Origin of the sequence: Paenibacillus herberti (assembly GCF_002233675.1) — a bacterium.
Taxonomy (GTDB): domain Bacteria; phylum Bacillota; class Bacilli; order Paenibacillales; family Paenibacillaceae; genus Paenibacillus_O; species Paenibacillus_O herberti.
Genome location: NZ_NMUQ01000002.1, coordinates 1185389 through 1211862 on the forward strand (window position 1 = coordinate 1185389; position 26474 = coordinate 1211862).

Sequence of the window (26474 nt, forward strand, 5' to 3'; positions counted from 1 at the left end):
CGGGATGGCAATGGCAAGTAAAAGGTCAACGGACTCGAAAAACCCCAAAATAGTCGTCATTGGCGGCGGCACCGGGCTGTCTGTCATGCTGCGTGGACTGAAAGAAAAGCCGCTCGACATTACGGCGATCGTCACTGTAGCAGATGACGGTGGCAGCTCAGGTGTGCTGCGCAACGAGCTGCAGATGCCGCCGCCTGGCGACATTCGCAATGTGCTTATTGCCCTAGCGGATGTGGAGCCGCTTCTGTCGGAGATGTTACAGTACCGCTTCACAAACGGCACCGGACTGGCTGGTCACAGTCTCGGCAACCTCATGCTCGCGGCGATGACGGATATTTCCGGTGACTTCGTTACCGGAATTCGTGAGCTCAGCCGTGTGCTCGCCGTAAGAGGCACTGTGTTGCCTGCCTCCGATCAGTCGATTGTACTGAAGGCAGAGTTAATGGACGGAACGATTGTGGAGGGTGAATCCAATATTCCGCTGGCAGGCCAGCCCATCAAGCGGGTATTCATCGAACCTGCTGATGTGGAACCGCTCCAGGAGGCTTGCCAGGCGATTCAGGAGGCGGATGCTATCCTGATCGGCCCAGGCAGTCTATATACGAGTATTATTCCTAATCTGCTCGTGCCTAAGTTGGCTGACAGCATCGTGCAGTCCAATGCGATCAAGATTTTTGTATGTAATGTTATGACTCAGCCTGGCGAGACGGATGATTACGCGGTCAGCGATCATCTGGAAGCGATCCATCGCCATATCGGCCAGCAGCTGTTCGACTATATTATCGTCAACGATGGAGAAATTCCGCCCCAGGTGCAGGATCGCTATGCCGAAATGGGTGCTAAAGCCGTGCATCTTGATCTGGACGAGGTTACACGCCGGGGTTATAAGGTAATCGCCGATCGTCTGGTGTTGTTCCGCACTTATTTAAGGCATGATGCCGTAAGGCTCAGCCATCATATTTACCAACTGGTCGACAGTTGGATGGACCGAAAGAGGTGAGAGAAAGAGGATGTCCTTTGCTGCTCAAACCAAGAAAGAATTAACCCTCGTGGAGAACCAGGATGCCTGCTGCGAGCAGGCTGAGCTGTCCTCCCTGATCCGAATGAACGGTTCTGTCCACTTGTCTAGCCGCAAAGTCATCCTCGACATCTCCACCGAGAATGCGGCGATTGCAAGACGGATTTATACCCTCATCAAAAAGCAGTTCGATGTGCATACCGAGCTGCTCGTTCGCAAAAAGATGCGCCTTAAGAAGAATAATGTTTATATCGTGCGTATTCCAGCGCGGGTACAGGAGATTCTAAAAGAGCTGCATATCGTCTCTGAGGGTTTTATGTTCAACCAAGGCATCGATAAGGAAATGATTCGCAAGCCCTGCTGCAAAAGGGCTTATCTGCGCGGAGCGTTCCTTGCTGGCGGTTCGGTGAACAATCCGGAGGGCTCCTCCTACCATCTGGAGATTGCTTGCATGTATGAGGAGCATTGCGGTGCGCTCGTTACCTTGGCCAATAGGTTCGGCCTCAACGCCCGCTGCATCGAGCGTAAGAAGGGCTTTGTCTTTTATATCAAAGAAGGCGAGAAGATCATTGAGCTGCTGAACATCATCGGCGCGCATCAGGCGTTGTTCAAGTTCGAGGATGTGCGCATCATGCGCGACATGCGCAATTCAGTGAATCGGATCGTCAACTGCGAGACAGCCAACCTCAACAAAACGATTGGTGCGGCGGTACGGCAAATCGAAAACATCCGGCTTTTGCAGAGGCAGATCGGTCTGGAAAGCTTGCCCGAGAAGCTTCGCGAGGTGGCGGAGATTCGATTGCAGCATCCCGACATGAACCTCAAAGAAGTCGGAGAGATGCTCAAGGGCTCTGTTAGCAAGTCAGGTGTTAACCATCGGCTTCGCAAAATTGACGAATTGGCTGAAAAAATCCGGGGTAGCTAAACTTTTAACTTGAGATTGGCGATGGTATAATAAAATCAGTCTTGACTAAAGGAAGGGCTTATTGCGTAGTTCGCAAAGCCCATAAAGTTAGATTAAGCGCGATGCTTGAAAGAATATACGTTAGGGGGTTAAACATTTCATGACAAGACAACCCGTAGTCGTGAAGCTGAAAACAGGGCTTCACGCAAGGCCGGCCGCGCTCTTCGTCCAGGAAGCGAATAAATTCTCCTCTGAGATTTTTGTCGAGAAGGACGAGAAAAAAGTGAATGCCAAGTCGATCATGGGCATTATGAGCTTGGCAATCAGCTCTGGCACTGAGGTTTACATCAGCGCAGAGGGTTCGGACTCAGAGCAGGCTGTAAACGCTTTAGTCTCCCTTGTTAGCAAGGAAGAGCTGGAAAACCAGTAAGATAGCTTATTCATCCGTATGTTCAAAGCTCCCCGACCGGGAGCTTTTTGTCGTTCTATACGGTATGGACCTAGTCCTCTGCTCACGGTATAAGCAATTGTTATGAGGGAACAATGGGTGGCAATTGCAACCTTTTTATGGTTGGCAGCGTTTCAAAGGTCAAACCGAATCGGGAGGCGAAAGGTATGAGTGAGCAAAAGGGCAGGCGCAAGCTGATCGACCAAGGCAAAGTGGTGCTGTTGGCTGTAAGTTTGACTGCAGGTTCATTGCTGGCGTGGAACGGTCTTAGCGGAGGCAGCCAGGGAGCAACACCAGTGTATGCGGCAGAGCAAGGAGCGGTCATGGAGAATACTATTGCAGTTCAAGGGACAGGCAAGTTGTCGGTCACTCCGGATATTGCCTATATTAACGCTGGTGTGAATGTTAAGGCGAAGACGGCCAAAGAGGCCCAGGCTGGAGCAGCCAAGCGCTACGAGGCTGTACGCAAAGTGCTGAAGGATGGATACGGACTGGCGGATAAAGATTTAAAAACGACGGGTTACTATGTACAGCCCCAGTACACATATACGGAAAAGGAAGGCCAGGTGCTCACCGGTTATACGGCCGTGCATGAGATTCGCATTTCCTGGCGCAGCATCGACAAGACAGGCACGCTGCTCGACAGCCTTGGCGCTGCCGGAGCGAACCAGATCGGTGGCGTGACGTTCGACACGGAGAAAAAGGATCAATACGAGAATGACGCTCTCAAAAAAGGGCTTGAGAATGCCCGCTCTAAAGCGGAAGCGCTGGCAGTGGCGTCGGGCCGGACACTCGGACCGGTCATCAACATTACGGAGAACGGCGCACAGGTACAACCGGCTGTTTTGGAAATGATGCAAAAGTCTACGGCGTCAGGAGCAGACCAAAGTAATACTTCTGTCGAAGCAGGCGAGGTAGATGTGCAGGCGCAGCTGACCGTTGTGTTCCAGCTGAAATAGGTCTGGCATTAAATTCAATGGTTACAGAAAAAAAGGGCCGCCCCAAAAGTCATCCTCAGATGACCTAGGGGCGGCCGCTTTTTATGTTTCTATTACAGCTTCTCGATGACCTTGTCGACAAGACCGTATTCGCGGGCTTCTTCGGCACTCATGAAGTAGTCGCGATCGGTATCTTTCTCGATTCGCTCCAGCGGCTGGCCGGAACGCTCGGCAAGAATATGGTTCAGCTTGTCGCGCATCTTGAGGATGCGGCGTGCACGGATCTCGATGTCGCTCGCTTGGCCTTCGGCTCCGCCGAGCGGCTGATGAATCATCACTTCACTGTTCGGCAACGAGTAGCGCTTGCCCTTCGTTCCAGCTGTCAGCAGGAAGGCGCCCATTGAGGCAGCCATGCCCACGCAAATAGTGGATACATCAGGTTTAATGAATTGCATCGTGTCATAAATCGCCATGCCGGCCGTAATCGAGCCGCCGGGACTGTTGATATAGATGGAAATGTCTTTCTCCGGATCATCCGCCGCGAGGAACAGCAGCTGGGCAATGACGGAGTTCGCTACGACATCATTGATGCCAGTACCGAGGAAAATAATGCGATCCTTCAGCAGCCTCGAGTAAATGTCATAGGCACGTTCGCCGCGATTGCTTTGCTCGATGACCATAGGTACATAGTTCATGTTCAACTGCAAGTCCCTCCTTATATCCTTCATTTAGGTAGGTATAGCGGGGTGTTGGATTCATTTTAAAGGAATCCGTTTTTAAAGTCAAATTTGGTCAAAGAGGGCTTGGAGTAACGGGAAAAGCCTCATAATAGCCCATTTTAACCGGCATTGGGCGCCTTTAAACGAGAAAAAAAAAGATCGCGCCACTTCCCTTAATAGGGTGGCGCGATCTTGTTCATTATATAGAGGTTGTTCATAGAAGTTTAAATGGCGCGCCCGCTAGGAATCGAACCTAGATCTCAGGCTCCGGAGGCCTACGTCATATCCATTGGACCACGGGCGCTTAAAAGCGTAACGTCTAAGATTGTATAACAGGGACTGGGAAAAAGCAACACTTATGCATGTTTAATAAACTTTAATAAAAATTGGGTGTAAGCAACCGTTTTCATCGGTTAAACCTTACTTGCAGCCCTAAAGTAGAAGGAGTACAATGAGGTTGTGGGACTTTTATTGAATGGCTGGGACGACAATTGTCCCGATATGGAGAGCTTACGAGTGGAGTTGGAGCGCTCATGCGCAGCATAATTGATTTGCAGCGTCAGCTCGTACCCGATTTACTTGAGACGGTACGCCTGCGCTATTCCATTCTCCATCAGGTGCTGATCGCGGATATGATCGGCCGAAGATCACTGGCTGCCTCGCTCGGCATGACAGAGCGGGTACTGCGAGCGGAGACTGATTTTCTCAAGGAGCAGGGCTTTCTTGAAATCAATGCTTCCGGAATGCGCGTCAGCCAGAGTGGCCGCCGCCTCTTAGAAGAGATGGAGCCGGTACTGAGCGGACTGCTCGGACTGTCCAATCTTGAGGAGCAACTGCGGGGCCGATTCGGCCTGAACAAGGTGGTCATCGTACCGGGCGACTCCGATACGTCCAGCAGTACGAAGCAAGAGCTTGGACGAGCCGGAGCGACAGTTCTGCAGCAGCATCTTCGAGAAGGGGATGTGGTGGCGGTCACCGGCGGCTCAACGCTGGCTCAGGTTGCCGTCCATCTTACATCGCCAGTCGCACATCCCAGCAATCTGTTCGTACCGGCGCGGGGAGGTCTAGGCGAGAGTCTGGAGTATCAGGCCAGCACGATTGTTTCCGCGATGGCCAAGCGCACGGGAGCTCAGTACCGGATGCTTCATGTACCGGATCAGCTCAGTGAGGAAGCTTATACAAGCCTCATGCATGAACCGGGCGTGAAGGAGATTGTCGGCGTCATCCGCAGCGCCCGCATTGTCATCCACGGCATAGGGGATGCGATGCTGATGGCTCGCAGGCGGCGAGTAGACGCCGGAGTTGTAGAGGCGCTTAAGGCAGAGGGAGCGTTGGCCGAAGCCTGGGGCTACTATTTTGACCGAAGCGGAGCCGTTGTGCACAAGATGCCAACCGCAGGCATTCGGTTAGAGGAAATTATGACGACAGAGGTTGTCATCGGAGTTGCTGGCGGCCGCTCCAAAGCAGAGGCAATTGCTGCTGTACTCCGCTTTGGCCACCAGGACGTGCTCGTCACCGACGAGGCCGCAGCACTCGAAATTGTGGCGCTGACGGAATAGCATCATGCCGGATATGGCGATAATGGTGCAGGGAACCGCGTTGAACGAAGCTTCATCACAATGTGCAGGCTCTGCGCCTGTCAGGGGCAGAGCCAAGCGAATTGTTTTGACCATAGAGTGCCAGAACTACACCTAACTAACAGGAGGTTATCAACAATGGTAAAAGTTGGTATTAACGGATTTGGACGTATCGGACGTAACGTGTTCCGCGCAGCAATGAACAGCAGCGAGGTTCAAATCGTAGCGGTCAATGACCTGACTGACACGAAAACATTGGCTCACCTGCTTAAATATGACACGACTCATGGTGTCCTCGACGCAACGGTAGAAGCTAAAGAAGGCGCGCTCGTAGTAAACGGCCGCGAAATCAAAGTGTTCGCTGAGCGTAACCCTGAGAACCTGCCTTGGGCTTCCGTAGGCGCTGAAATCGTTGTTGAATCCACGGGTATCTTCACAGCTAAAGAAAAAGCTGAACTTCACCTTAAAGGCGGAGCGAAAAAAGTTATCATCTCCGCTCCAGCTACTAACGAAGACATCACGATCGTTATGGGCGTTAACGAAGAGAAATACGATGCGGCTTCCCACAACGTAATCTCCAACGCTTCCTGTACGACGAACTGCCTGGCTCCTTTTGCTAAAGTACTGAACGACAAGTTCGGCATCGTAAAAGGCATGATGACTACAGTTCACTCCTACACGAACGACCAAGCCGTACTTGACGTTCCTCACAAGGATCTGCGCCGCGCTCGCGCTGCTGCAGAAAACATCATTCCTTCCTCGACGGGCGCTGCAAAAGCGGTATCCCTCGTATTGCCTGAGCTGAAAGGCAAACTGAACGGCATGGCTATGCGCGTTCCTACGAAAAACGTTTCCGTAACGGATCTCGTAGCTGAAGTTAAATCCAACGTAACGGTTGAAGAAGTTAACGCTGCCCTGAAAGAAGCTGCCGAAGGCGCTATGAAAGGCATCTTGTTCTTCTCCGAAGAGCCGCTCGTATCCAGCGACTACAACGGCAACCCAGCTTCCTCCACAATCGACGGTCTGTCGACGATGGTTGTTGAAGGCAACATGATCAAAGTTGTTTCCTGGTACGACAACGAGTGGGGCTACTCCAACCGCGTTGTTGACCTGGCTGCTTACATCGCCGCAAAAGGTCTGTAAGTTCAGCGTTTAATTGCATAGACAGCAATACTGTTAAAGGGGAGAGGCGAGCGTTCGTTCTCCTCTTTAACGATGTTTAACCCATAGATAAACTTATACACCGGGAGGGCGAGCAGCTATGAACAAGAAAAGTGTTCGTGATGTGGAAGTAACAGGCAAGCGCGTATTCGTTCGTGTGGACTTCAACGTGCCGATGGAAGACGGAGCGATTACCGACGATACTCGTATCCGCGAGACGTTGCCAACGATTCAGTATCTCATCGAAAAGGGAGCCCGCGTTATCTTGGCTGCCCACTTCGGTCGTCCAGGCGGCGAAGTGAAGGAAGAGCTGCGTCTGACTCCAGTAGCGGTTCGTCTGGCCGAGCTGATCGGCAAGCCAGTTGCCAAAGCCGACGATACAGCTGGTCCTGATGCTGGGGCCAAAGCCGCAGCGCTGCAAGACGGAGATGTACTGCTGCTTGAGAATACGCGCTTCAATGCTGGCGAGGAAAAGAACGATCCCCAGTTCGCGAAGCAGCTGGCTTCCCTGGCTGATCTGTTCGTGAACGACGCTTTCGGCGCTGCTCACCGCGCGCATGCTTCCACGGAAGGCATCGCTCATCTGATCCCGGCCGTATCCGGCCTGTTGATGGAGAAGGAACTGGACGTACTTGGCAAAGCTCTGAACAACCCAGAACGCCCGTTCACGGCAATTGTCGGCGGTTCCAAAGTTAAGGACAAAATCGAAGTCATCAACAAAATGATCGATATCGCTGACAACATCGTTATCGGCGGCGGTTTGTCCTACACCTTCTTCAAGGCTCAAGGCCATGAAATCGGAAAATCCCTGTGTGACAACTCCAAGCTTGATCTTGCGCTCGAGTTCATCGAGAAAGCTAAAAAGCTTGGCAAGAACTTCCTGCTTCCTGTTGATATCGTCGTTACCGACGACTTCAGCAAAGACGCCAACACGAGAATCGTCGACGTTGACGGAATTCCTGCTGACTGGGAAGGCATCGACATTGGACCGAAAACTCGTGAGCTGTACGCCAATGTCATCAAGGACTCCAAGCTGGTTGTTTGGAACGGACCTATGGGCGTATTCGAAATCGAGCCTTTCTCTCACGGCACTCGTGCTGTAGCTCAAGCTTGTGCTGATACGGCTGGTTACACGGTAATCGGCGGCGGCGACTCCGCTGCGGCAGCAGAGAAGTTCCACCTAGCCGACAAAATGAACCATATCTCCACAGGCGGCGGTGCTTCCCTGGAGTTCATGGAAGGCAAAGCCCTTCCGGGCGTTGTAGCTCTTAACGATAAGTAAGCCAAGAGAGAGGAGATCGATCATCGTGGCAAGAACACCAATTATTGCAGGCAACTGGAAAATGTTCAAAACCGTTTCCGAAGCCGTTTCCTTTTTCAATGAAGTAAAAGGCGGAGCAGAAGTAGATGGCGTGGAGAGCGTTATCTGCGCTCCATTCACAAACCTGCCAGCCCTCGTCGAAGCGGCTAAAGGTACAAAAATCGCGATCGGCGCACAAAACCTGCACTTCGAGGACAATGGCGCTTACACCGGCGAAATCTCCGGCGTTATGCTGGCTGATCTCGGCGTGAAATATGTTATCGTTGGCCACTCCGAGCGTCGCGCTTACTTCGGCGAAACGGACGAAATCGTGAACAAAAAGGTCGTTGCGGCATTCAAGCATGGTCTTACTCCGATTCTCTGCGTAGGCGAAAAGCTCGAAGAGCGTGAAGCTGGCGAAACCAAAAACGTATGCAAAGTGCAAACCGAAGGCGGTCTTAAAGGTTTGAGCGCGGAGCAAGCAGCCAAAACTGTTATCGCCTATGAGCCTATCTGGGCTATCGGTACTGGCAAATCTTCCACAGCAGGGGACGCTGAGGACGTAATCGCGTACATCCGTGAGGTTGTTGCGAGCCTGTATGATCAAGCGACGGCAGATGCTGTGCGCATCCAGTACGGCGGCAGCGTGAAGCCAGCCAATGTTCAAGAGTACATGGGTCAAGCGAATATCGACGGTGCTCTTGTGGGCGGCGCAAGTCTGGAGCCGGCTTCCTACATCGCACTCGTCGAGGGGGCGAAGTAAGATGGCTCCCAAACCGGTTGCACTCATCATCATGGACGGCTTCGGCCTCCGCAGTGATATCGTCGGCAACGCGGTCGCTCAGGCGCATAAGCCGAACTATGACCGCTTCATGGCGGAATATCCCAATACGATGCTGACAGCCTGTGGCGAAGCAGTTGGACTGCCGGAGGGTCAAATGGGCAACTCCGAGGTTGGCCACTTGAACATCGGTGCAGGACGCATTGTCTATCAGGATCTGACCCGGATCACGAAGTCGATCCGCGATGGAGAATTTTACGATAACGATACGCTGATCGGCGCTGTGCGGCATGCCAAGCTGAATAGCAAAAAGCTGCATCTGTACGGACTCGTTAGCGATGGCGGCGTGCATAGCCATATCGCGCATCTGTTTGCATTGCTGGAGCTGGCCAAAAAGGAAGGACTGGAGCAGGTTTATATCCATGCTTTCCTGGACGGCCGCGACGTTGCGCCTGACAGTGCGGTCAACTATTTGACATTGCTGCAAGCCAAAATCGAGGAGCTCGGCATCGGCCGCATCGCGACGGTACAAGGCCGCTATTATGCCATGGACCGCGACAAGCGCTGGGAGCGTGTGGAGAAATCCTATCGCGCCATGGTATATGGCGATGGACCGCGCTACACGGATCCGCTGCTTGCCGTACGCGAATCCTACGAGAAATCGGTATACGACGAGTTCGTCATGCCGACGGTCATCACGGAAGCGGACGGCCAGCCGGTTGCACTCGTGGAATCTCAGGACGCAGTAGTATTTTTCAACTTCCGTCCGGATCGTGCCATCCAGCTGTCCCAGGTGTTCATGAACGAAGACTTCCGCGGCTTTGAGCGTGGCGACAATGCGCCTAAGGACCTTTACTTTGTCTGCCTGACACTGTTCAGCGAAACGGTTGGTGGATTCGTCGCTTACAAACCGAAAAACCTGGACAACACTTTCGGCGAGGTGCTCGTGCAGCAGGGCAAAACGCAGCTGCGCATCGCCGAGACGGAGAAGTATCCTCACGTAACGTTCTTCTTCAGCGGCGGCCGCGATCAAGAGTTGCCAGGAGAGACGCGCGTGTTAATCAACTCCCCTAGGGTTGCGACCTACGACCTGCAGCCGGAGATGAGTGCTTACGAGGTGGCTGACGCCGCTGTTCGCGAGATCAACTCCGACAAGCATGACGCGATCATCCTGAACTTCGCCAACCCTGACATGGTCGGTCACTCCGGCATGCTGGAGCCAACGATCAAGGCTGTTCAAGTAACGGATGAGTGCATGGGTCGCGTTGTTGACGCTGTGCTCGCCAAAGGCGGAGTTGTCCTCATCACGGCTGACCACGGCAACGCCGACATGGTTATCGGACCGGACGGACGCCCGTTCACGGCGCATACGACAAACCCGGTTCCTTTGATCGTGACTCAAAAAGGAGTTACCCTGCGCGAAGGCGGCATTCTTGCCGACATCGCTCCGACGCTGCTTGGTCTGATGGAGCTGCCTAAACCAGCCGAGATGACTGGAACTTCGCTCATCAACAAAGCGTAAATAAGAGCGCAGGAAACCACCATTTTGTCATATGGTGCGGCTGCACACGATTCGCAGGGCTCGTACTAGAGCCCTGCTACTGGTATACTGGTAGCGAACCTTACACGCAGGGGGACTTGACGTCTCTTGCAACCCAACTACGAACAAGGAGTGTTAAAAACATGTCTATTATCGTTGACGTATACGCACGCGAAGTGCTGGACTCCCGTGGTAACCCTACGGTTGAAGTTGAAGTATCCCTGGAATCCGGTGGCAAAGGCCGTGCAATCGTGCCATCCGGCGCATCCACTGGTGCTTACGAAGCTGTAGAGCTTCGCGACGGCGACAAAGGCCGTTACCTCGGCAAAGGCGTTCTGAAAGCAGTAGAGAACGTTAACTCGCTGATCGCTCCGGAAGTCATCGGCCTCGACGCGCTTGACCAAGTGCTGATCGACCGTAAAATGCTTGAGCTTGACGGAACGCACAACAAAGGCAAGCTGGGCGCAAACGCGATTCTCGCTGTTTCGATGGCTGTAGCTCGCGCTGCTGCTGACGCTCTCGACGTGCCACTTTACACTTACCTGGGCGGATTCAACGCTAAAGTGCTGCCAGTTCCAATGATGAACATCATCAACGGCGGCGAGCATGCTGACAACAACGTGGACGTTCAAGAGTTCATGGTATTGCCAGTTGGCGCTGAAAGCTTCAAGGAAGCTCTGCGTATCGGCGCAGAAATCTTCCACAACCTGAAGTCCGTTCTGAAGGACAAAGGTCTGAACACAGCTGTAGGCGACGAGGGCGGCTTCGCTCCTAACCTTAGCTCCAATGAAGAGGCGATCACAACGATCATCTCCGCTATCGAGCGTGCTGGTTACAAACCAGGCGTTGACGTCTTCCTCGGTATGGACGTAGCATCCACTGAGTTCTACAGGGACGGCAAGTACCACCTCACGGGCGAAGGCAAATCCTACACTTCCGCTGAGTTTGTTGACCTGCTTGCAAGCTGGGCAGACAAATACCCGATCATCACGATCGAAGACGGCTGCTCCGAAGATGACTGGGATGGTTGGAAGCTTCTTACCGACAAGCTCGGCGGCAAAGTGCAACTCGTTGGCGACGATCTGTTCGTAACGAACACGGAGCGTCTTGGTGACGGTATCGACAAAGGCGTAGGTAACTCCATCCTCGTCAAAGTAAACCAAATCGGTTCCCTGACCGAAACGTTCGATGCTATCGAAATGGCGAAACGTGCTGGTTACACGGCTGTTATCTCCCATCGCTCCGGCGAGTCCGAGGACAGCACAATTGCTGACATCGCTGTAGCAACGAACGCTGGCCAAATCAAAACCGGCGCTCCATCCCGTACGGACCGCGTAGCGAAGTACAACCAATTGCTTCGCATCGAGGACCAACTTGGCTCAACAGCTCAATACGCTGGCCGCAGCGCATTCTACAACCTCAAAAGCTTCAAAAAATAAGCCCTTGCCGGAGTAATCCGGCGCTGAGTCCTTAGCGTTGCTGTCGTCATACGGCACGCGGGACTTATCTATATGCGTTAGCTGTCGTCATACGGCGCGCAAAAACCTTATCCTGTCCGCATTTTTGCGGACAGGATTTTTTTGTAATGCCAAAATCACAAACAAACGCCACAAAAACCGGCATAGCAAGCGCTACCATGAGAGCGTTATACTTAGACAAGATAGACAAACCCTACGAAATAGGCGGTGTTCAAGCATGGCAAAACCTAAAATTGGCTTGCAGCTATATACACTTCGCGACCAAACGGAACAAGACTTTCTTGGTACAATCCGCAAAGTGGCCGATATGGGCTACCAATATGTTGAATTCGCAGGATATTTCAATACGAGCTCAGAAGATCTGAACAAGGTGCTTAAGGAGACAGGCATTGAGGCCATTTCTGCGCATGTAGGGCTTGACTTCAATGATCCCATTAAAATGCAGGCTGATCTCGCCGTACAAATCGAATACGCGAAGGCGATCGGTCTAAAGTATCTTGTGACGCCGTGGGCTCCTTTGCCGGAAAATCCGGAGCTGTCCGATGTGGAGAGCCTTGCTGCAACGCTGGAGAAGGCCGCTCGTCAGGTGAAGGATGCCGGTCTGATCTACGGTTATCACAACCATGATTTCGAATTCAAGAAAGTAGATGGTCAACCGTTCATCGACCGGCTGTTGAAGCGTCTGCCGGCTGATTTGTTAATCATGGAATTCGATGTGGGCTGGATTCATATGGCTGGCCATTCCCCGGCGGACTATTTGAAAACGTATGCCGGCAGAACGCCAATCGCGCATCTGAAGGACTTTGGAGATGGTCGCCGCGATACCGAAGTGGGCAGCGGTTCTGTCGACTTCGAGTCAGTGTTTGCGATTGCGGAAAAAGCAGGAATCCAATACTTCTTCGTTGAGCAAGAAGAGTTCGCCAACTCATCGCTGGAGAGCGCCAAGCTAAGTCTCGATTACTTGCGTAGTAAAGGGTTCTAATCGAAATGCACAGTCGCAATGTAAGGGGCCGGATGATCCGGTCCCTTACCATTTATACGGAAAAGCCCACGCTTGTTTCTGTCGTGGAGCTTATGGTATAGTAGAAAAAGCTGTTTATGATTCTGTTTTGCCCATGCATGCCGCTTGCTGGCTGCAGGAGACGGCATGCATGTGCAAAACTCATAGCGGCAGGCAGCCGGGAGGCTGTACGAAGGCTGGGAGGTAACCTACGCATGGATATTTTCTTTAAGATTCTGCTCGTGATTTTTTCCCTCGGACTGATTGCGGTTGTTCTGCTGCAAAAAGGTAAGAGCGCAGGCCTCTCCGGAGCGATCTCCGGTGGAGCAGAGCATTTGTTCGGCAAGCAGAAAGCCCGCGGCCTGGACCTGTTCCTGCAGCGTCTGACTATCGGACTGGCTGCCGGATTTTTCATTGTGGCTCTCCTGGTAGCTTACCTGAAATAGCACAGAATAAAGCATCGATGAAGCGGGGGCATCCCCGCTTTTTCTTTTTATTCTGGAAGGACAGCGGTTGATGATGCCGGATTTCGTGTATACTACTAGGGAGATAGAAGTGGCTGGATCTACCAGTTTAGGACGGTCTAAAGGCACGAGGTGAGAAGGAGAACATGACCATCGAACAACAATCACTGCTCGACTTGATGAACCAGCCGGCGTACAAGCCGATGACGTATCAAGAGTTGGAAAAGCAACTTCGCATTGACAATGCATCCCAGTTCAAGGCTTTTTTGAAGCTGTTGACTGAACTTGAGGAAAAAGGGACTATTCTTCGCAGCGAGTCCGGCACTTACGGCCTCCCGCAACATATGGACCTGCTCAGGGGTCGGTTACAGGTTCATGCCAAGGGCTTTGCTTTCCTATTGCCTGAGGATAAGACTCATCCGGATGTTTACGTGGGGGCTAATGAGCTCAACACGGGTATGAACGGCGACACGGTTCTGGTGCGTGTTACGACGCGCGGTCCCGGCGGCGGACGCATGGAAGGCCAAGTTGTGCGTGTCGTCGAACGCGCTGTTAAGCAACTGGTCGGCACATTCGAAAGCCATGAAAGTTTTGGCTTTGTTTCTCCAGATGACAAACGCATCAATCGGGATATTTTTATCCCGCAAGGTTCATTCGGTGGTGCTGTCACGGGCATGAAAGTTGTGGCCACGATTACGCACTATCCTGAAGGCAAGGCTGCTGCTCAAGGCGAGATCATTGAAGTGCTCGGCCACAGGAATGATCCCGGTGTTGATATTTTATCCATCATCCGCAAGCATCAGCTGCCGGAGAGCTTCCCAGACGAGGTCGTTACGGAAGCAGAAGCGGCTCCCGACTCCATCACGGAGGAAGAAATCGTCAGCCAGGGCCGGCGCGATCTGCGCGGCAAGACAATTATTACGATTGATGGCGAAGATGCCAAAGATCTTGATGATGCGGTCAACGTCGAGCGGCTGCCCAACGGAAATTACCTGCTTGGCGTCCATATCGCGGATGTTAGTTATTATGTCCGTGAGCGTTCTGAGCTGGATCAGGAAGCTTATCGCCGTGGGACAAGCGTTTACTTGACGGATCGGGTCATTCCGATGCTTCCGCATCGCCTGTCGAACGGAATTTGTTCCCTTCATCCTAAAGTGGATCGTTTGACGATGAGCTGCGAGATGGAGTTCGACGCTCACACGCTGAAGCGTGTGCGTCATGACATTTTCACAAGTGTCATTCGCTCTAAGGAACGGATGTCTTACACCAATGTTCGTAAAATTCTCGCTCCAGATGAGCTGGAAGAGACGGACGAGCTTCTTGGTGCAAACGTAGCTGATGAAAATGCCGGAGTTCCGGTGCAATTTACCGGCTCTAAGCAGCTTGCTCATTCGGATGAGGACGAGTTCGATCCGAGCTTGAGCGTCCCAGCCGAAAAGCTGCCTCCAGGCGGCATGGGTACAATCACCGCTGATGATGATGGCGGCGTTCCTCGGCATTTGACGGATGAAGAAGATCTTCCTCTGGCGAATGACGAGGATGAGATGCTGGAAGACGGCACGGTAACACGGCCTGAGCGATTGCAGAGCCCTTCCGATATGGGGCTGATCATTCCCGGCGGAGACGCTGGCAGCCCTGGTGAAAACACCGATGAAGAATTCGCCTCGGATGACGAGGGGGATATTGTTGAGGGACCGGTATCAAGCGGGTCTGCGGGTCAAGCTGAGAAAAACAGCGACAACGTTCCGAATTCGGTTCGTGGAGCGGGGGCCGGTGGTCCAAGCCGTTCCGGTCCGCCCAATCCTTGGCTGGCTCAGGAAGCTCAACCTGTCATCAACAACAAGCGCGGCAGCAAAGGTGAGAAGGTTCGTACTCGGCCGGAAGATTTTGAACAGCTGGATGCTTTCGCAACGGATGCTGATGTCGTTAAACCGACAGAGTCAGCTGAAGAGCGTGCTGTTCGCGAGGCGGCAGAGCGTCAAGCCCGTGCAGAACGCCGTGCGGAGAAGGCCGAGCTGCTGGAGCGTTACGCGGAGCTTGTCCCAACTTTCCAGCTCATGGAAGAGTTTGCGATGAAGCTTCGTCGGCAGCGCATCAAGCGCGGCGCGATTGATTTTGACTTCCAAGAGTCCAAAATTCTCGTCGACGATGAAGGCAAGCCAACCGCGATCATCAAGCGTGAACGCTCGGTCGCGGAAATGATCATTGAAGAGTTCATGCTGGCGGCCAACGAGACGATCGGCGAGCATTTTTACTGGCTGAAGGTGCCTTTCCTGTATCGGGTTCACGAGAATCCGGATAGCGAAAAGCTGATGACTTTCATTCAGATCGCTTCGAACTTCGGTTATTCCGTTCGGGGCAAAAACAACACGATCCATCCGAAGGCGCTGCAATTGCTGCTTGAGGAGATCAAGGGCACGAAGGAGCAAACGGTGCTTTCCACCATGATGCTTCGCTCGATGAAGCAGGCACGCTACGACGCCGAGAGTCTTGGCCACTATGGCCTGGCGGCAGAGTATTACAGCCACTTCACATCGCCAATCCGGCGTTATCCGGATCTGGTCATCCACCGGGTTATCCGGGAGGTGCTGGAGAACGGAGGCGCACTGTCTGATTCCAGACAGGAGGCGCTTGCCGCCCGTATGCCGGATATTGCGCAGCAATCCTCGGAGCGCGAGCGTGTTGCGGTTGACGCCGAGCGGGATACGGATCAGCTTAAGAAATGCGAGTTTATGCTCGATAAAGTAGGAGAAGAGTTCACGGGCATCATCAGCAGCGTGACCGGCTTCGGAATTTTTGTGGAGCTGCCGAACACGGTAGAAGGTCTTATTCGACTTAGTAATATGAGCGATGACTACTACCACTTTGACGATCAACAGATGATCCTCATCGGTGAACGCACCTCCAACATGTATCGCATCGGAGACGAGGTGAAAGTACGCGTGGAGCGGGTAGATATGAATGACCATCAGATTGATTTCGCGATGGTCGAAGGAGGTTCTCGCGGAGCCGCCCAACGGGGCGGAGCGCGTGGGAACCGGGGAAGTCGCGGAGCCAAAGGGCGCCGCGGCAAGGATACGGCTGCCGGCCGGAACGGCGGCAGCCCGCAAGGCGGCGCAGCCGGCGGGGACGGCAAGGCCGCCGCGCCGAGCGGCGGGCCGGCGGCAGCGCCGGCGAGCGGCGCGCGTCCGAGCGTGGCGCAGCAGCGCGGACGCGGAGCCGGCGAAGCCGGTGGGCGCGGCCCAGGCGCAGCCGGGCGCGGCCAGCGTGGAGGCGGCGGCGGTAGAGGCCGCCGCGACAGCGGGTTTGGCCCCAACGGTTGGCGGGGCAGCATGCCGGAGGACATCCCGAATGTACGGGATGACAATCCGTGGAGCGTGCGCGAGGGCAGCAAGATTGAGAGCTCGAAGCGTACCGACATGTGGGGACTTCCAGTCCCTCCATCCAGCATGGGCAATCGCCCAGGCGGACGTCCAGGCATGCCATCTGGTGACCGCAACCGCAGTCGCGGAGCGGCAACCCCAGACAATGCGTCACGCGGCGGCATGCGTCCGAAAGGTGGTCGCGGACCATCCATTAGCGGAGCAGCCGTCACGGACAACGTAAACTCAGTTGCAGCAGCAGCGCCTGCTGCTGGCCAGGAGCAGGCGTCCAGCGGTGCCAAGGCTAAGCGCAAGCGCCGCAAAGGCAGCAGCACGGCGCCTTCCATTCGCGAAGTGACGCGAGCGGATATCGCTGATCTGTTCCGCGATATGGACGCGGAAGCTCGCGCTTCCGTTGCGCCAGCAGAAGCACCAGAGGGTGGCGGCGCCTCCAAGCGTAGCCGCTCCCGCCGCAAGAAGAACAAAGGCGGCGCAGGTGCTCCGCCAGTGAGTGGCGGCGATGCAGGTGTGAACAATGATGCAGGCACCAACGGCAATGCAGGTGTGAATAGCAATGCAGGCGCCAGAAGTAACACAGGCATGAACAATGCTGATGCCACGAACAACGCTCCGCAAAATGGCGGTCAAGGTGGAAACGGAGCGGAGTAACTTTTTCAACATAGTGGAGGACTTACTCTAACGAGTAACTCCGCTAGAGATTCAGAAATAAATCATGGGGATTGCCAGCGGGCAGTCCCCTATTTTCTACCCTCATTGTTCTAACGAATCCTCATTTCGTTAAACACCAGATTTTACTTGGTAGCTCTTCATCCTTTACAATAGCGTTAGGAACACGAACCTTTACTAATAGAAAGGGGCGGCTTTCGTGGCCAAGAACAAAGACCAATCCCAAAAACCGCTCGCTCAGAACAAAAAAGCGCGGCATGACTATTTCATTGAGGAGACCTTTGAAGCGGGAATCGTGCTAATGGGTACTGAGATCAAGTCTCTTCGCACGGGACGAGCGAATCTGAATGATTCCTTTGCAACGATTCGTAACGGTGAGATTTTCCTGCACAACCTGCATATCAGCCCATTCGAACAAGGCAATCGGCATAATCCAACCGATCCGACACGCGCGCGCAAGCTGTTATTGCATAAGCCGCAAATCGCCAAGCTTTTCGGGCAGTCCAAGCGAGAGGGCTTCTCCATCGTGCCGCTCAAGATTTATGTGCGCAATGGCTTCGCCAAGATTCTAATCGGCTTGGGCAAAGGTAAGAAGGAATATGACAAACGCGAAACGGCTGCAAAAAGAGATGCTCAGCGTGATATTCAACGTGTGCTTCGTGAGAAACAGAAGGTTATACGCTAGTATTACTTAACATCACCTTGTATTACATTGCCTTTATCGCCAAAGTACTTCACCTCTCCCATTCATTGCTTCGCAATTGCGGGGTGAGTTGTGGTATACTAAGTTTATTAACTCGTTACGTTGGCTTTGATTATTGCAATGCTGTGCGGAATTGCTCGTCACAGTCCTTGCGCTTCGGAACCGCCGCGCGGCTGCTGCAGCTTAGGTGCATGCACCGACAGGACGGATCTGTCTGGGGGCGTTTATGGATTCGACGGGGGTAGTTCGAGCATGGGTTGCGGGTAGTGGGGACGCGTCCGCTTTATCAACGCTAAAGCCTATTAAATGGCAACCAACGTACAACTTTAGCAGCAGCCTAAGAAACTGTATGCTAAGCTTCTCTCCAGCATCGCCTATGTGCCGGATGTAGGGGCTCACTCTTAGTAGGCTACGCTGTCACATCTCCGCCTGGGGTGTGCTGAAGAAGACAATCAGGCTGACCCAGATCGCAGCCGGTTACGGGGCGTCGGCCTGGGTGACATCAAAACTGTGACTACACCCGTAGATGCCTGTGTGCCGTTGCCTTCGGACAGGGGTTCAAATCCCCTCGCCTCCATTATGAAGATCCACAACCGATCCCGGTTGTGGATTTTTTCTTTCTATTTCGTGCAATTTCTGTATGAGCTCCAGATGCTCTTGGTAAACGATGATCTTCCCTACATAGCTTCGATGGACTTCTTGATCTCAGGAATGTTCCATTCTGCCAGCAGCTAATTTCCCCACTCCATTAGTATTCAATAACTGCGTATCCGAATCTTGACAAGTGGAGGTTTACTGCAATAAACTCATTATCAACAGGGTTTACTTTAATAAACCTATTAAGATCAAGGGGGCTGCGATCATAATGGAACCGTACAAATTGTTCGATGCCGAATACAAATTTGCATGCCTGATTTGGGATAATGAACCCATTAATTCTACAGATCTTGTACAGCTAAGCCAGACAAAGCTTGGCTGGAAGAAGTCCACAACCTATACCGTTTTAAGAAAGCTGTGTGAGCGGGGAATTCTTAAGAACGAGGAAGCAACAGTCACTGCCATTGTTAAAAAAACAGATGCACAGAAATACGAAAGTCAGACGATTGTTGAAAAAGCCTTTAATGGGTCCCTGCCGCAGTTTTTAACCGCTTTTTTAGATGAAAAGAAACTGTCTGAGGAGGAAGCTGCAGAGTTGAAGCGGATTATTGAGGAGGCAACCAGATGACGAATCTGTTTCTTATTATCCTTAATATGAGCATTACGGCAAGCTACGTGGCACTTGTGGTTATCATGGGGAGATTTCTGTTGAGGCGCGCTCCTAAAATATTCTCCTATATCCTATGGTCGGCCGTAATCATCAGACTGGTCATCCCCGTTAGTTTCACTTCAAGCTTCAGTATATTACGACTGGTGCAGCCCCAGGCCAAAGCTGGAACAGGTTTCATGGAGTTTGTGCCACATGATATTGGGATGCAGTTAAATCCTGTTGTGGACGCTGGAATTAGTGGGATAAGCCGTTCGGTAACACTTCCAGCTGCTAACCCGGTGGCAAGCGCAAATCCTATGCAAATCATCATATGGATCGGAAGTGTAGTCTGGATAACAGGCGCAGCCATTCTCCTTCTTTACAGCGTTATTTCGTACTTGAAAATACTGGCTAGCGTCCGAACGGCAACCCTCGTCAAGGATAATATCTTTGAGACGGACCAGATTGCGACGCCCTTTGTTTGCGGTTTTTTAAAGCCGAAAATATACATTCCGACCAGGATGAATGAGCATGAGCTGCCTTACATTTTACTGCATGAGCAGACGCATATCATGAGACGAGATTATCTGATAAAACCTTTTGCGTTTATGATACTTATCGTCCATTGGTTTAATCCGCTTATGTGGCTGTCTTATGCGCTTATGAGTAAAGATATGGAAATGTCCTGCGATGAGCGTGTCGTGAGCAAGATGGGCCACCAGATTAAAGGAAGCTACTCAACCTCCTTGCTTTCTCTTTCAGAAAGCAAAAGCGGGTTACTATCCGGTAGTCCGCTTGCCTTTGGAGAGAGTAATGTTAAGGCAAGAATTAAAAATATTCTCTCTTACCGTCAGCCCCCTTCTTGGATCGTCGCAGGCTCTATGCTCGTTATTGCAGCCTTGGTTGTAGGATGTACAGCCAATCCTAAGCCTTTACAGCAATCGTCGCAGCCATCCTATTCCGGATTTAATATGGATAAGCTTATGAAGAACGAAACACTTTATGTGGGTAATCATGGGAAGGTAGGCGGTCTTATTAGTGGAATGCCCATGCCAATAGGTTTTGAAGGTAAAGGGATTGAACTTCAAACGAAGGCTCAGCCTTATGGATTGACCATCAATTATTTAATGAATGACTCTTCTTATGTAAAAAAGGAGGGGGCAATAAGCGGTGAATTTTTTTACCGTAATTCCATTCTGCTCTTAAGCCTGATTGATAATGTCGGTAGTATTACCACCTCGATTGATGACAACACAGGTCAATATGATGGCGCAACGTATAGCTTTACGTTCACAAGAGAACAGGCCGACAAACTGCTTGGAGAGGATGTCCGGCATTATGCTGTAGACGAAACTAGCCTGACGCAACTGATCGATCGTTTAGACAGTCTACCCTTTAACGAATAGCAACAAAACCCACCTCCCCATACATCTGTAGCATCACGCTCGGTGAATTGTGGTTTTGCATACCCGCGGCTCGCCTCCATACGTAGTGAATCAAAAGAGTCATCATCCAGTTGTCTGGTTGGTGGCTCTTTTGATTATGATATAATGTCCGTAAATGACGAAGTTGGAGGGGGCAATTGCTGTATGCTTCAACAACCGAACCTAGCAGGCAGTGTCAATCAGCGGAAGCTTATTGTTGTTCTGTTGCCGGATCAGCAATATGAGCTGGATTGGGAGGGCGGAGATTTACAGACGGAAGCAGATACCGCTGAATTGTTGCTTCATAATTCGCTGTATAAGCTGTACCGCCAACACCCGGATGATTTTTTACTGGCGCTTTCCTTGACGCAGCAGCTTTCAGATCAATGGTCTGAATCGCTTCGTTTTTTGCGGCGTATTGGGGCGGCATTCATTAAGGGAGTTGCGCGGTATCCCGAAATGGAGCGCTTACGGTTAGATGCGACGATTCCGCTGGAGGATGAGGATGTAGAACGATGGCTGACAGGAGCGCCGTTTTTTGTCGGAGGCGAATACTTAAACAGGGGATTTATTGAAGAGATTTGGAACGGCTTGCATCGTGGGCTGGCATCAAGTCTGAATCAATATAGCGGTACTGTGTCCCAGTGGTTTGCGACGAACTGTCCTGATGTGCAGCCAACTGGCCGTGTTTATTTCCATATGGTAGAGAGCAAGGAGGGGAGTGAATATCCCTTTTCATTTCTATCCACGTATGCCTCGGAGAAACAGGCGGAGGGCAAGACGCGCCATTTGCCGCTGAAACAGGCGCTTGTGGAATATGGCGAGAATAGCGGCAAGCTGCTCGAACTGCTGTCTACTGTCCATCACGCGGCGGAAAGCAGTAGTTTGATCCGTGAATTGGTCGATTCAGGCGATTTATTTTATCCGATTGGTCTAACAACCGAGGAAGCGTATACGTTTCTTCGTGAAGTGATTCAATATGAGGAAGCGGGCATCATGTGCCGAATTCCCAAATGGTGGCGAAGCAAGTCGAACTCGCTCAAGCTGAACGTAAGTGTAGGCGATCGTGAGCCTTCCCGCTTGAATAGAGAGGCGCTGCTCAGCTTTCAAGCCGAGCTGTGGCTCGGCGGAGACGTTTTTACGGCGGATGAGCTCAGGCAATTACTTGCAGAGCAAGAAGGGCTGGCTCTCATTAAGGGAAAATGGGTAGAGGTTAACCACAAACGGTTGCAGCAGGCGCTCGATGCTTACGAGCAAGCCTCCAAAGCAGCTGGAGGTTCTGGGATCAGCATTGTGGAGGCGATGCAGCTTCATTTGCAATCGGAGCGTGCGTTACAGGTTGATCCTGATAAGGTAGAAGTAGAGGTAGAGGTGACGAACGGGGAATGGCTGGAATCGGTCATGAGTGAGCTGCGTCAGCCTGAACGGATTGAGGCGCTGGTGTCAACTGGAGACGATTTTCGAGCCGATCTGCGCGCTTATCAGACAAGGGGTGTCAGTTGGCTTCATTTGATGAAGACGCTGGGGCTTGGCGCTTGTCTCGCTGATGATATGGGTCTGGGCAAAACGGTACAAATTATTGCGTTGCTCAACCACATCCGTATGCAAAACAAGGAGAGGGCGCTGCTCGTTGTACCGGCTTCACTTATCGGCAACTGGATGAGCGAGCTGGACAAGTTTGCGCCGTCGCTGCACTATTATGTTTGTCACCCATCCGTAAATAAAAATATTCAGGAAGCGGACGCGCTTGCAGAGGATATAGGGCTCGTCATTACGACCTATGGGATGCTTGCCAAGTATGAATGGCTGCAGCAGCACCATTGGGATTCCCTCATTCTTGATGAAGCGCAGGCAATTAAAAATCCAGGAACGAAGCAGACAAAGCTGGTGAAGCAAATGAATGCCTCCTTCAAAGTAGCGATGACCGGCACGCCGATCGAAAACAGGCTGGGCGATTTGTGGTCATTGTTTGATTTCCTGAACAAGGGGCTGCTTGGCACGGCGAAGGAGTTTACCTCCTTTACGCGTAAACTTCGTGAATCGGTGGAGGGCTACATGCGGCTGCGGCAGGTGGTTAGTCCGTTTATTTTGCGGCGTCTGAAGACCGATCGTACGATCATCACGGACCTGCCGGACAAAATTGAGATGAAAACGTATGCCACGCTCACGAGAAAGCAAGTGGTGCTATATAATAAGCTGGTCAAGGAATTGCAAGCGAAGCTGGAATCGACAGAGGACGGCATTGGACGCAAAGGATTGGTGCTGGCGGCGCTCATGAAATTCAAGCAAATCTGCAATCACCCGGATCAGTATTTGGGGCAGCAGGTTTATGCCGAACAGGATAGCGGGAAGTATGCGCGTCTGCGTGAAATATGCGAAACGATTTATGAGAAGCGTGAACGTGTGCTTATTTTTACACAATTCAAAGAGATTACGGAATCGCTGCGAGCGTTTTTGGAGCCGATTTTTCAGCATAAAGGGCTTGTTCTGCATGGCGAGACGCAGGTGAGCAAACGCAAAGAGCTTGTAGACGCTTTTCAGAGCAAGGAATATGTGCCGTTTATGGTGCTTTCTATTAAAGCGGGCGGCGTAGGACTAAATTTGACAGCGGCCAATCATGTTATACATTTCGACAGATGGTGGAATCCCGCAGTGGAAAATCAGGCGACGGATCGCGCTTTCCGCATCGGCCAACAGAAGAATGTAATTGTCCACAAATTTATTACGCAAGGCACTGTGGAGGAAAAGATCGACCAAATCATTACGGACAAGCTTCGATTGTCCAATGAGATTGTGCCCGACATTCAGGAGAACTGGATAACGGAGATGGATAACGGCCAGTTGCTGGATCTGATGCGGCTGTCGTAACAGGGAGGTGAGACGATGGCGTTCTACAATGACTTTCCGGAGTATGTGCCAGTGGAGGAAAAGAAACGTCGGGCGGCTGCTGCGGTAGAAAAGCTGAAGAAAAAAGATAACAAGGTGTGGCCGATCGTTATTTCTGGGCGCATGATTGCGGCAACCTGGTGGGGCAAGGCATGGTGCTCGAATCTGGAAAGTTATGCGGATTACAGCAATCGGATTGCTCGTGGGCGCAGCTATGTCAGGCATGGTGCGGTGCTTGATCTTCAAGTTGTACAAGGCAAGGTAGCGGCGCTTGTGCAAGGCAGCTCGTCGAAACCTTATAAAATTGAGGTTAAAGTAACTCCACTTTCGAATGAGATGTGGAAGAGTATAGTCAAGGAGTGCTCAGGCAAAATCAACTCGCTGCAAGAACTGGTCGCTGGCAAGTTTCCGCAGGGTTTGTCGGATCTGTTCAAGACGAAAGGCACAGGTTTGTTTCCCTCGCCTAAGGACATTCAATTCTCATGCAGTTGTCCTGACTATGCGGTGATGTGCAAACATGTGGCCGCTGTGCTGTATGGGATTGGCGCAAGATTCGACGATAATGCTGCATTGTTCTTCGAGTTGCGCACGGTCAAGATGGACGAGCTGATTACGGCCTCGCTTGCTGAGCAGTCGAAAACGATGCTGGGCAAAGACGGACGGCGCGGCCGCAGAGTGATGGAGGATGGCGACTTAGCGGGTACCTTCGGGATTGATCTGGACATGGAACAGGAACCGACGAGAACTCGTGCAGGCAGTAGTGCTGCCGATGCGGCGACCAAGCCGCGCAGAGGCAGGCCGCCCAAGAACAAGACGGCTGACGTCTCGCCGCGAAAGGATTGAATTTATATTGGAAAAATTTTTAAGTTAATCTTGACTGATTGGTATGGAGCTTTTCGAGGAAAACCTTACCGCAAAATAGCAGTTCAAGAGAACGCCAGCTTGTATGATCTGGCTGCTGCTGAAAAGCTGGACCCGGTCGAAGGAAGGATACGAGCTATTTGCCGATATGGGCGAAAAGATGAATTTCCCCGGTGTGAAGAACGCGAAGGTTAGCAAGGTATTCCATACAGCTAAACAGAAGATGTTGCTGTTATTCGATTATGGTGATGAGTGGAGATTCATCGTTCAATATTTAGAAGATGGGGACTTGAGAGGAATGAAGCTCCCTGCTCTCCTGGATTCGAAAGGAAAAGCGCCTGATCAATACGGCGATTTCTTCGATGAGGATGATGAATCTGAATCGTAGCTGAACTTGAATTTGTTATGTGAATTGGCTAGAAATCCTGACCATCACACTCCGGCGAAGTATGGTTTTGCACAGCCACGGTTCGCCTCCATATGTAATCAAAAGAGCCATCATCCAGTTAACTGGATGATGGCTCTTTTGATTATGATATAATGTTCGTAAATAACGAAGTTGGAGGGGTCAAGATGTTGTCCAATCGAGAACAGCTCCAGGGAATATTGAATAAAGCCAATCAATATGCCCGTCTGCAAGCCAAAGCATCAGGTGCTTCCATTTACTATATAAAAAACAACAAACGTATCCGGGAAGATGCAGAAGGGAACAAGTTGGAGATCGTTTTTGATGCAACCGGCAATCGGCGGGAGTTAGAATATAGTGAATAATATCCGACCCATTATGACGGTTTTTGCGGGTACCAACGGGGCTGGCAAGAGCACGATTAGCTTGTAATTTATAGACCGTGTAGCTTCTCGGGTCGAGCAGGGTGGACATTGGATTGCAGAAAAGGATATTCGTTTTCGTTATGGATCATGACGTTATCATTGATAATACATTCGAGCCTTCCATTGTGGCTGAAATCATGGAGGGCAAGCTGACCTATTGTATGGAGTCATTACCTGCCTGGTCAAGAAACGCTCTGATTGCTTATACATGATCAGGTAATATCAAATCTGTAACTACACCCGTAGAGCCTGTGTGACGTAGCCTTCGGACAGGGGGAGAATTCCCTCGAAAAATCGAACCTTTGTCCCTATAAAAAAACCACAACTTTTAATACTGGACAGGGGTTCGGTGAGGTTACTATTTCTTACAGCTACAATAATGCTACAATAAATATAATGAAAATTGTTGGAGGTGGAGAAATGCGCTGGCAAGAAGTACAGGAACGGTTTCCAGAGGAATGGGTTGTTTTGGAGGCTACGAAGGCTCACTCGGAAAGAGGACATCGTTACATTGAGGAAGTGGTTGTAATCGACACGTTTGCTGATTCTACAGCAGCACTCCGCCGCTACAGTGAACTGCATCGGCAAGAGCCAGGTCGTGAATATTGTTTCTTTCACACATCCCGTGCTGAGCTAGTAGCGAGGGAACGCTATGTTGGAATCCGAGGTCTGAGATGAACTTAATCGAAGAATACGGATTGCCTTTTGTTAAGATCACAATTGAATTCAGAGGAAAAGAGCTTGAATTAAGCAGAGTGCTGCTTGATACAGGCTCGGCAAGTACGCTTTTTAACGCCGATTTGGTTGGAGATATCGGAATCATTCCTGAAGAAAATGATATTGTTGATACCATTCGCGGAGTAGGCGGAGTGGAGTATGTATACACTAAATTTCTGGATGCCATTCATTTCGATGGGCAGTCCATTTCACAATTTCAGGTCGAGATTGGGAGCATGGATTATGGTCTAGAGATTGAAGGTATTATTGGATTTGATTTTATGAAAGCAGCAGGCCTAGTGATTAATACCAATGAAATGACTGTTAGCTCTTTTTCTTAAATTTGATGTTACGCTGCATCCCAAACATCACACTCCGCCGAATTGTGGTTTTACATAACCACGGTTCGCCTCCATCATGAAAATCCAT

Annotated in this window: 23 protein-coding genes, 1 tRNA gene and 1 other RNA gene; 23 read left to right on the forward strand and 2 right to left on the reverse strand. The window is 51.5% G+C overall.

Annotated features, from left to right (window positions below; genetic code table 11):
- Positions 1-10 precede the first annotated feature (10 nt).
- From CGZ75_RS17770 to CGZ75_RS17785, 4 genes are all read left to right on the forward strand, one after another.
- Positions 11-1000: a gluconeogenesis factor YvcK family protein gene (locus CGZ75_RS17770; RefSeq protein WP_089525552.1), complete on the forward strand. Its 990-nt coding sequence runs from the start codon at positions 11-13 to the stop codon at positions 998-1000.
- A gap of 10 nt (positions 1001-1010) precedes the next feature.
- Positions 1011-1943, forward strand: a complete 933-nt coding sequence (gene whiA / locus CGZ75_RS17775; protein ID WP_089525553.1) for a DNA-binding protein WhiA — start codon at positions 1011-1013, stop codon at positions 1941-1943.
- Positions 1944-2082: 139 nt separating this feature from the next.
- Positions 2083-2352, forward strand: a complete 270-nt coding sequence (locus CGZ75_RS17780) for an HPr family phosphocarrier protein (protein ID WP_089525554.1) — start codon at positions 2083-2085, stop codon at positions 2350-2352.
- Between the two features lie 185 nt (positions 2353-2537).
- Positions 2538-3329, forward strand: coding sequence for an SIMPL domain-containing protein (locus CGZ75_RS17785; protein WP_176444901.1), 792 nt, complete (start codon positions 2538-2540; stop codon positions 3327-3329).
- Positions 3330-3421: 92 nt separating this feature from the next.
- On the opposite strand, the gene clpP is transcribed toward CGZ75_RS17785, so the two are convergent.
- A complete protein-coding gene (gene clpP, locus CGZ75_RS17790) occupies positions 3422-4003 on the reverse strand; it encodes an ATP-dependent Clp endopeptidase proteolytic subunit ClpP (protein WP_089525960.1) in 582 nt (193 codons plus the stop codon).
- Between the two features lie 253 nt (positions 4004-4256).
- Positions 4257-4331, reverse strand: a tRNA-Arg gene (locus CGZ75_RS17795).
- Between the two features lie 229 nt (positions 4332-4560).
- Here CGZ75_RS17795 and CGZ75_RS17800 point away from each other — a divergent pair.
- The 19 genes from CGZ75_RS17800 to CGZ75_RS17900 all read left to right on the forward strand — a co-directional run bounded on the left by CGZ75_RS17800 (position 4561) and on the right by CGZ75_RS17900 (position 26386).
- A complete protein-coding gene (locus tag CGZ75_RS17800) occupies positions 4561-5586 on the forward strand; it encodes a sugar-binding transcriptional regulator (RefSeq protein ID WP_089525556.1) in 1026 nt (341 codons plus the stop codon).
- Positions 5587-5742: 156 nt separating this feature from the next.
- Positions 5743-6747, forward strand: coding sequence for a type I glyceraldehyde-3-phosphate dehydrogenase (gene gap, locus CGZ75_RS17805; RefSeq protein ID WP_089525557.1), 1005 nt, complete (start codon positions 5743-5745; stop codon positions 6745-6747).
- Positions 6748-6865: 118 nt separating this feature from the next.
- Positions 6866-8047 (forward strand): phosphoglycerate kinase, encoded by a 1182-nt coding sequence (locus tag CGZ75_RS17810; protein ID WP_089525558.1) that lies wholly within the window; start codon positions 6866-6868, stop codon positions 8045-8047.
- A 61-nt stretch (positions 8048-8108) separates the two neighbouring features.
- Complete coding sequence (gene tpiA / locus CGZ75_RS17815) at positions 8109-8828, forward strand: triose-phosphate isomerase (protein ID WP_217900088.1); 720 nt, start codon at positions 8109-8111, stop codon at positions 8826-8828.
- 1 nt (position 8829) lies between these two features.
- Entirely contained in the window at positions 8830-10368 is a 1539-nt protein-coding gene (gene gpmI / locus CGZ75_RS17820; protein WP_089525560.1) for a 2,3-bisphosphoglycerate-independent phosphoglycerate mutase, read from the forward strand.
- Positions 10369-10529: 161 nt separating this feature from the next.
- Positions 10530-11825 carry a phosphopyruvate hydratase gene (gene eno, locus CGZ75_RS17825; RefSeq protein WP_089525561.1) on the forward strand — a complete coding sequence of 432 codons (1296 nt, stop codon included), beginning with the start codon at positions 10530-10532 and terminating at the stop codon, positions 11823-11825.
- 256 nt (positions 11826-12081) lie between these two features.
- Positions 12082-12846, forward strand: a complete 765-nt coding sequence (locus tag CGZ75_RS17830; RefSeq protein WP_089525562.1) for a sugar phosphate isomerase/epimerase family protein — start codon at positions 12082-12084, stop codon at positions 12844-12846.
- A gap of 233 nt (positions 12847-13079) precedes the next feature.
- Positions 13080-13310 carry a preprotein translocase subunit SecG gene (secG, locus tag CGZ75_RS17835; RefSeq protein ID WP_089525563.1) on the forward strand — a complete coding sequence of 77 codons (231 nt, stop codon included), beginning with the start codon at positions 13080-13082 and terminating at the stop codon, positions 13308-13310.
- Between the two features lie 164 nt (positions 13311-13474).
- Positions 13475-17359: a ribonuclease R family protein gene (locus CGZ75_RS17845; protein ID WP_245850905.1), complete on the forward strand. Its 3885-nt coding sequence runs from the start codon at positions 13475-13477 to the stop codon at positions 17357-17359.
- A 217-nt stretch (positions 17360-17576) separates the two neighbouring features.
- Positions 17577-18062 carry an SsrA-binding protein SmpB gene (gene smpB / locus CGZ75_RS17850; protein WP_089525564.1) on the forward strand — a complete coding sequence of 162 codons (486 nt, stop codon included), beginning with the start codon at positions 17577-17579 and terminating at the stop codon, positions 18060-18062.
- A gap of 234 nt (positions 18063-18296) precedes the next feature.
- Positions 18297-18660: a transfer-messenger RNA gene (gene ssrA, locus CGZ75_RS17855) on the forward strand.
- A 285-nt stretch (positions 18661-18945) separates the two neighbouring features.
- Positions 18946-19305, forward strand: a complete 360-nt coding sequence (locus CGZ75_RS17860) for a BlaI/MecI/CopY family transcriptional regulator (RefSeq protein ID WP_089525565.1) — start codon at positions 18946-18948, stop codon at positions 19303-19305.
- Positions 19302-20732 carry a M56 family metallopeptidase gene (locus CGZ75_RS17865; RefSeq protein WP_089525566.1) on the forward strand — a complete coding sequence of 477 codons (1431 nt, stop codon included), beginning with the start codon at positions 19302-19304 and terminating at the stop codon, positions 20730-20732. The genes CGZ75_RS17860 and CGZ75_RS17865 overlap by 4 nt, the downstream gene beginning before the upstream one ends.
- Before the next feature lie 183 nt (positions 20733-20915).
- Positions 20916-23618, forward strand: coding sequence for a DEAD/DEAH box helicase (locus tag CGZ75_RS17870; protein ID WP_089525567.1), 2703 nt, complete (start codon positions 20916-20918; stop codon positions 23616-23618).
- A gap of 15 nt (positions 23619-23633) precedes the next feature.
- Positions 23634-24479, forward strand: coding sequence for an SWIM zinc finger family protein (locus CGZ75_RS17875; RefSeq protein WP_089525568.1), 846 nt, complete (start codon positions 23634-23636; stop codon positions 24477-24479).
- A gap of 103 nt (positions 24480-24582) precedes the next feature.
- Complete coding sequence (locus CGZ75_RS17880; RefSeq protein WP_089525569.1) at positions 24583-24885, forward strand: plasmid pRiA4b ORF-3 family protein; 303 nt, start codon at positions 24583-24585, stop codon at positions 24883-24885.
- Between the two features lie 185 nt (positions 24886-25070).
- Positions 25071-25268 carry a hypothetical protein gene (locus CGZ75_RS17885; protein ID WP_089525570.1) on the forward strand — a complete coding sequence of 66 codons (198 nt, stop codon included), beginning with the start codon at positions 25071-25073 and terminating at the stop codon, positions 25266-25268.
- 480 nt (positions 25269-25748) lie between these two features.
- Entirely contained in the window at positions 25749-26006 is a 258-nt protein-coding gene (locus CGZ75_RS17895) for a hypothetical protein (RefSeq protein WP_089525571.1), read from the forward strand.
- Positions 26003-26386 carry a retropepsin-like aspartic protease gene (locus CGZ75_RS17900; RefSeq protein WP_089525572.1) on the forward strand — a complete coding sequence of 128 codons (384 nt, stop codon included), beginning with the start codon at positions 26003-26005 and terminating at the stop codon, positions 26384-26386. Before CGZ75_RS17895 ends, CGZ75_RS17900 begins: the two co-directional genes overlap by 4 nt.
- The last annotated feature ends 88 nt before the right edge of the window (positions 26387-26474 follow it).

What these genes read in the sequence shown, in the direction of transcription:
- CGZ75_RS17880 (WP_089525569.1), top strand. Translation starts at nt 24,583, where the DNA reads ATGATCTGGCTGCTGCTGAAAAGCTGGACCCGGTCGAAGGAAGGATAC.
- CGZ75_RS17870 (WP_089525567.1), top strand. Translation starts at nt 20,916, where the DNA reads ATGCTTCAACAACCGAACCTAGCAGGCAGTGTCAATCAGCGGAAGCTT.
- tpiA (WP_217900088.1), top strand. Translation starts at nt 8,109, where the DNA reads ATGTTCAAAACCGTTTCCGAAGCCGTTTCCTTTTTCAATGAAGTAAAA.
- CGZ75_RS17860 (WP_089525565.1), top strand. Translation starts at nt 18,946, where the DNA reads ATGGAACCGTACAAATTGTTCGATGCCGAATACAAATTTGCATGCCTG.
- CGZ75_RS17875 (WP_089525568.1), top strand. Translation starts at nt 23,634, where the DNA reads ATGGCGTTCTACAATGACTTTCCGGAGTATGTGCCAGTGGAGGAAAAG.
- gpmI (WP_089525560.1), top strand. Translation starts at nt 8,830, where the DNA reads ATGGCTCCCAAACCGGTTGCACTCATCATCATGGACGGCTTCGGCCTC.
- CGZ75_RS17770 (WP_089525552.1), top strand. Translation starts at nt 11, where the DNA reads ATGGCAAGTAAAAGGTCAACGGACTCGAAAAACCCCAAAATAGTCGTC.
- CGZ75_RS17845 (WP_245850905.1), top strand. Translation starts at nt 13,475, where the DNA reads ATGACCATCGAACAACAATCACTGCTCGACTTGATGAACCAGCCGGCG.
- CGZ75_RS17780 (WP_089525554.1), top strand. Translation starts at nt 2,083, where the DNA reads ATGACAAGACAACCCGTAGTCGTGAAGCTGAAAACAGGGCTTCACGCA.
- CGZ75_RS17865 (WP_089525566.1), top strand. Translation starts at nt 19,302, where the DNA reads ATGACGAATCTGTTTCTTATTATCCTTAATATGAGCATTACGGCAAGC.
- CGZ75_RS17810 (WP_089525558.1), top strand. Translation starts at nt 6,866, where the DNA reads ATGAACAAGAAAAGTGTTCGTGATGTGGAAGTAACAGGCAAGCGCGTA.
- CGZ75_RS17895 (WP_089525571.1), top strand. Translation starts at nt 25,749, where the DNA reads ATGCGCTGGCAAGAAGTACAGGAACGGTTTCCAGAGGAATGGGTTGTT.
- eno (WP_089525561.1), top strand. Translation starts at nt 10,530, where the DNA reads ATGTCTATTATCGTTGACGTATACGCACGCGAAGTGCTGGACTCCCGT.
- whiA (WP_089525553.1), top strand. Translation starts at nt 1,011, where the DNA reads ATGTCCTTTGCTGCTCAAACCAAGAAAGAATTAACCCTCGTGGAGAAC.
- CGZ75_RS17885 (WP_089525570.1), top strand. Translation starts at nt 25,071, where the DNA reads ATGTTGTCCAATCGAGAACAGCTCCAGGGAATATTGAATAAAGCCAAT.
- secG (WP_089525563.1), top strand. Translation starts at nt 13,080, where the DNA reads ATGGATATTTTCTTTAAGATTCTGCTCGTGATTTTTTCCCTCGGACTG.
- gap (WP_089525557.1), top strand. Translation starts at nt 5,743, where the DNA reads ATGGTAAAAGTTGGTATTAACGGATTTGGACGTATCGGACGTAACGTG.
- CGZ75_RS17785 (WP_176444901.1), top strand. Translation starts at nt 2,538, where the DNA reads ATGAGTGAGCAAAAGGGCAGGCGCAAGCTGATCGACCAAGGCAAAGTG.
- clpP (WP_089525960.1), bottom strand. Translation starts at nt 4,003, where the DNA reads ATGAACTATGTACCTATGGTCATCGAGCAAAGCAATCGCGGCGAACGT.
- CGZ75_RS17830 (WP_089525562.1), top strand. Translation starts at nt 12,082, where the DNA reads ATGGCAAAACCTAAAATTGGCTTGCAGCTATATACACTTCGCGACCAA.
- CGZ75_RS17800 (WP_089525556.1), top strand. Translation starts at nt 4,561, where the DNA reads ATGCGCAGCATAATTGATTTGCAGCGTCAGCTCGTACCCGATTTACTT.
- CGZ75_RS17900 (WP_089525572.1), top strand. Translation starts at nt 26,003, where the DNA reads ATGAACTTAATCGAAGAATACGGATTGCCTTTTGTTAAGATCACAATT.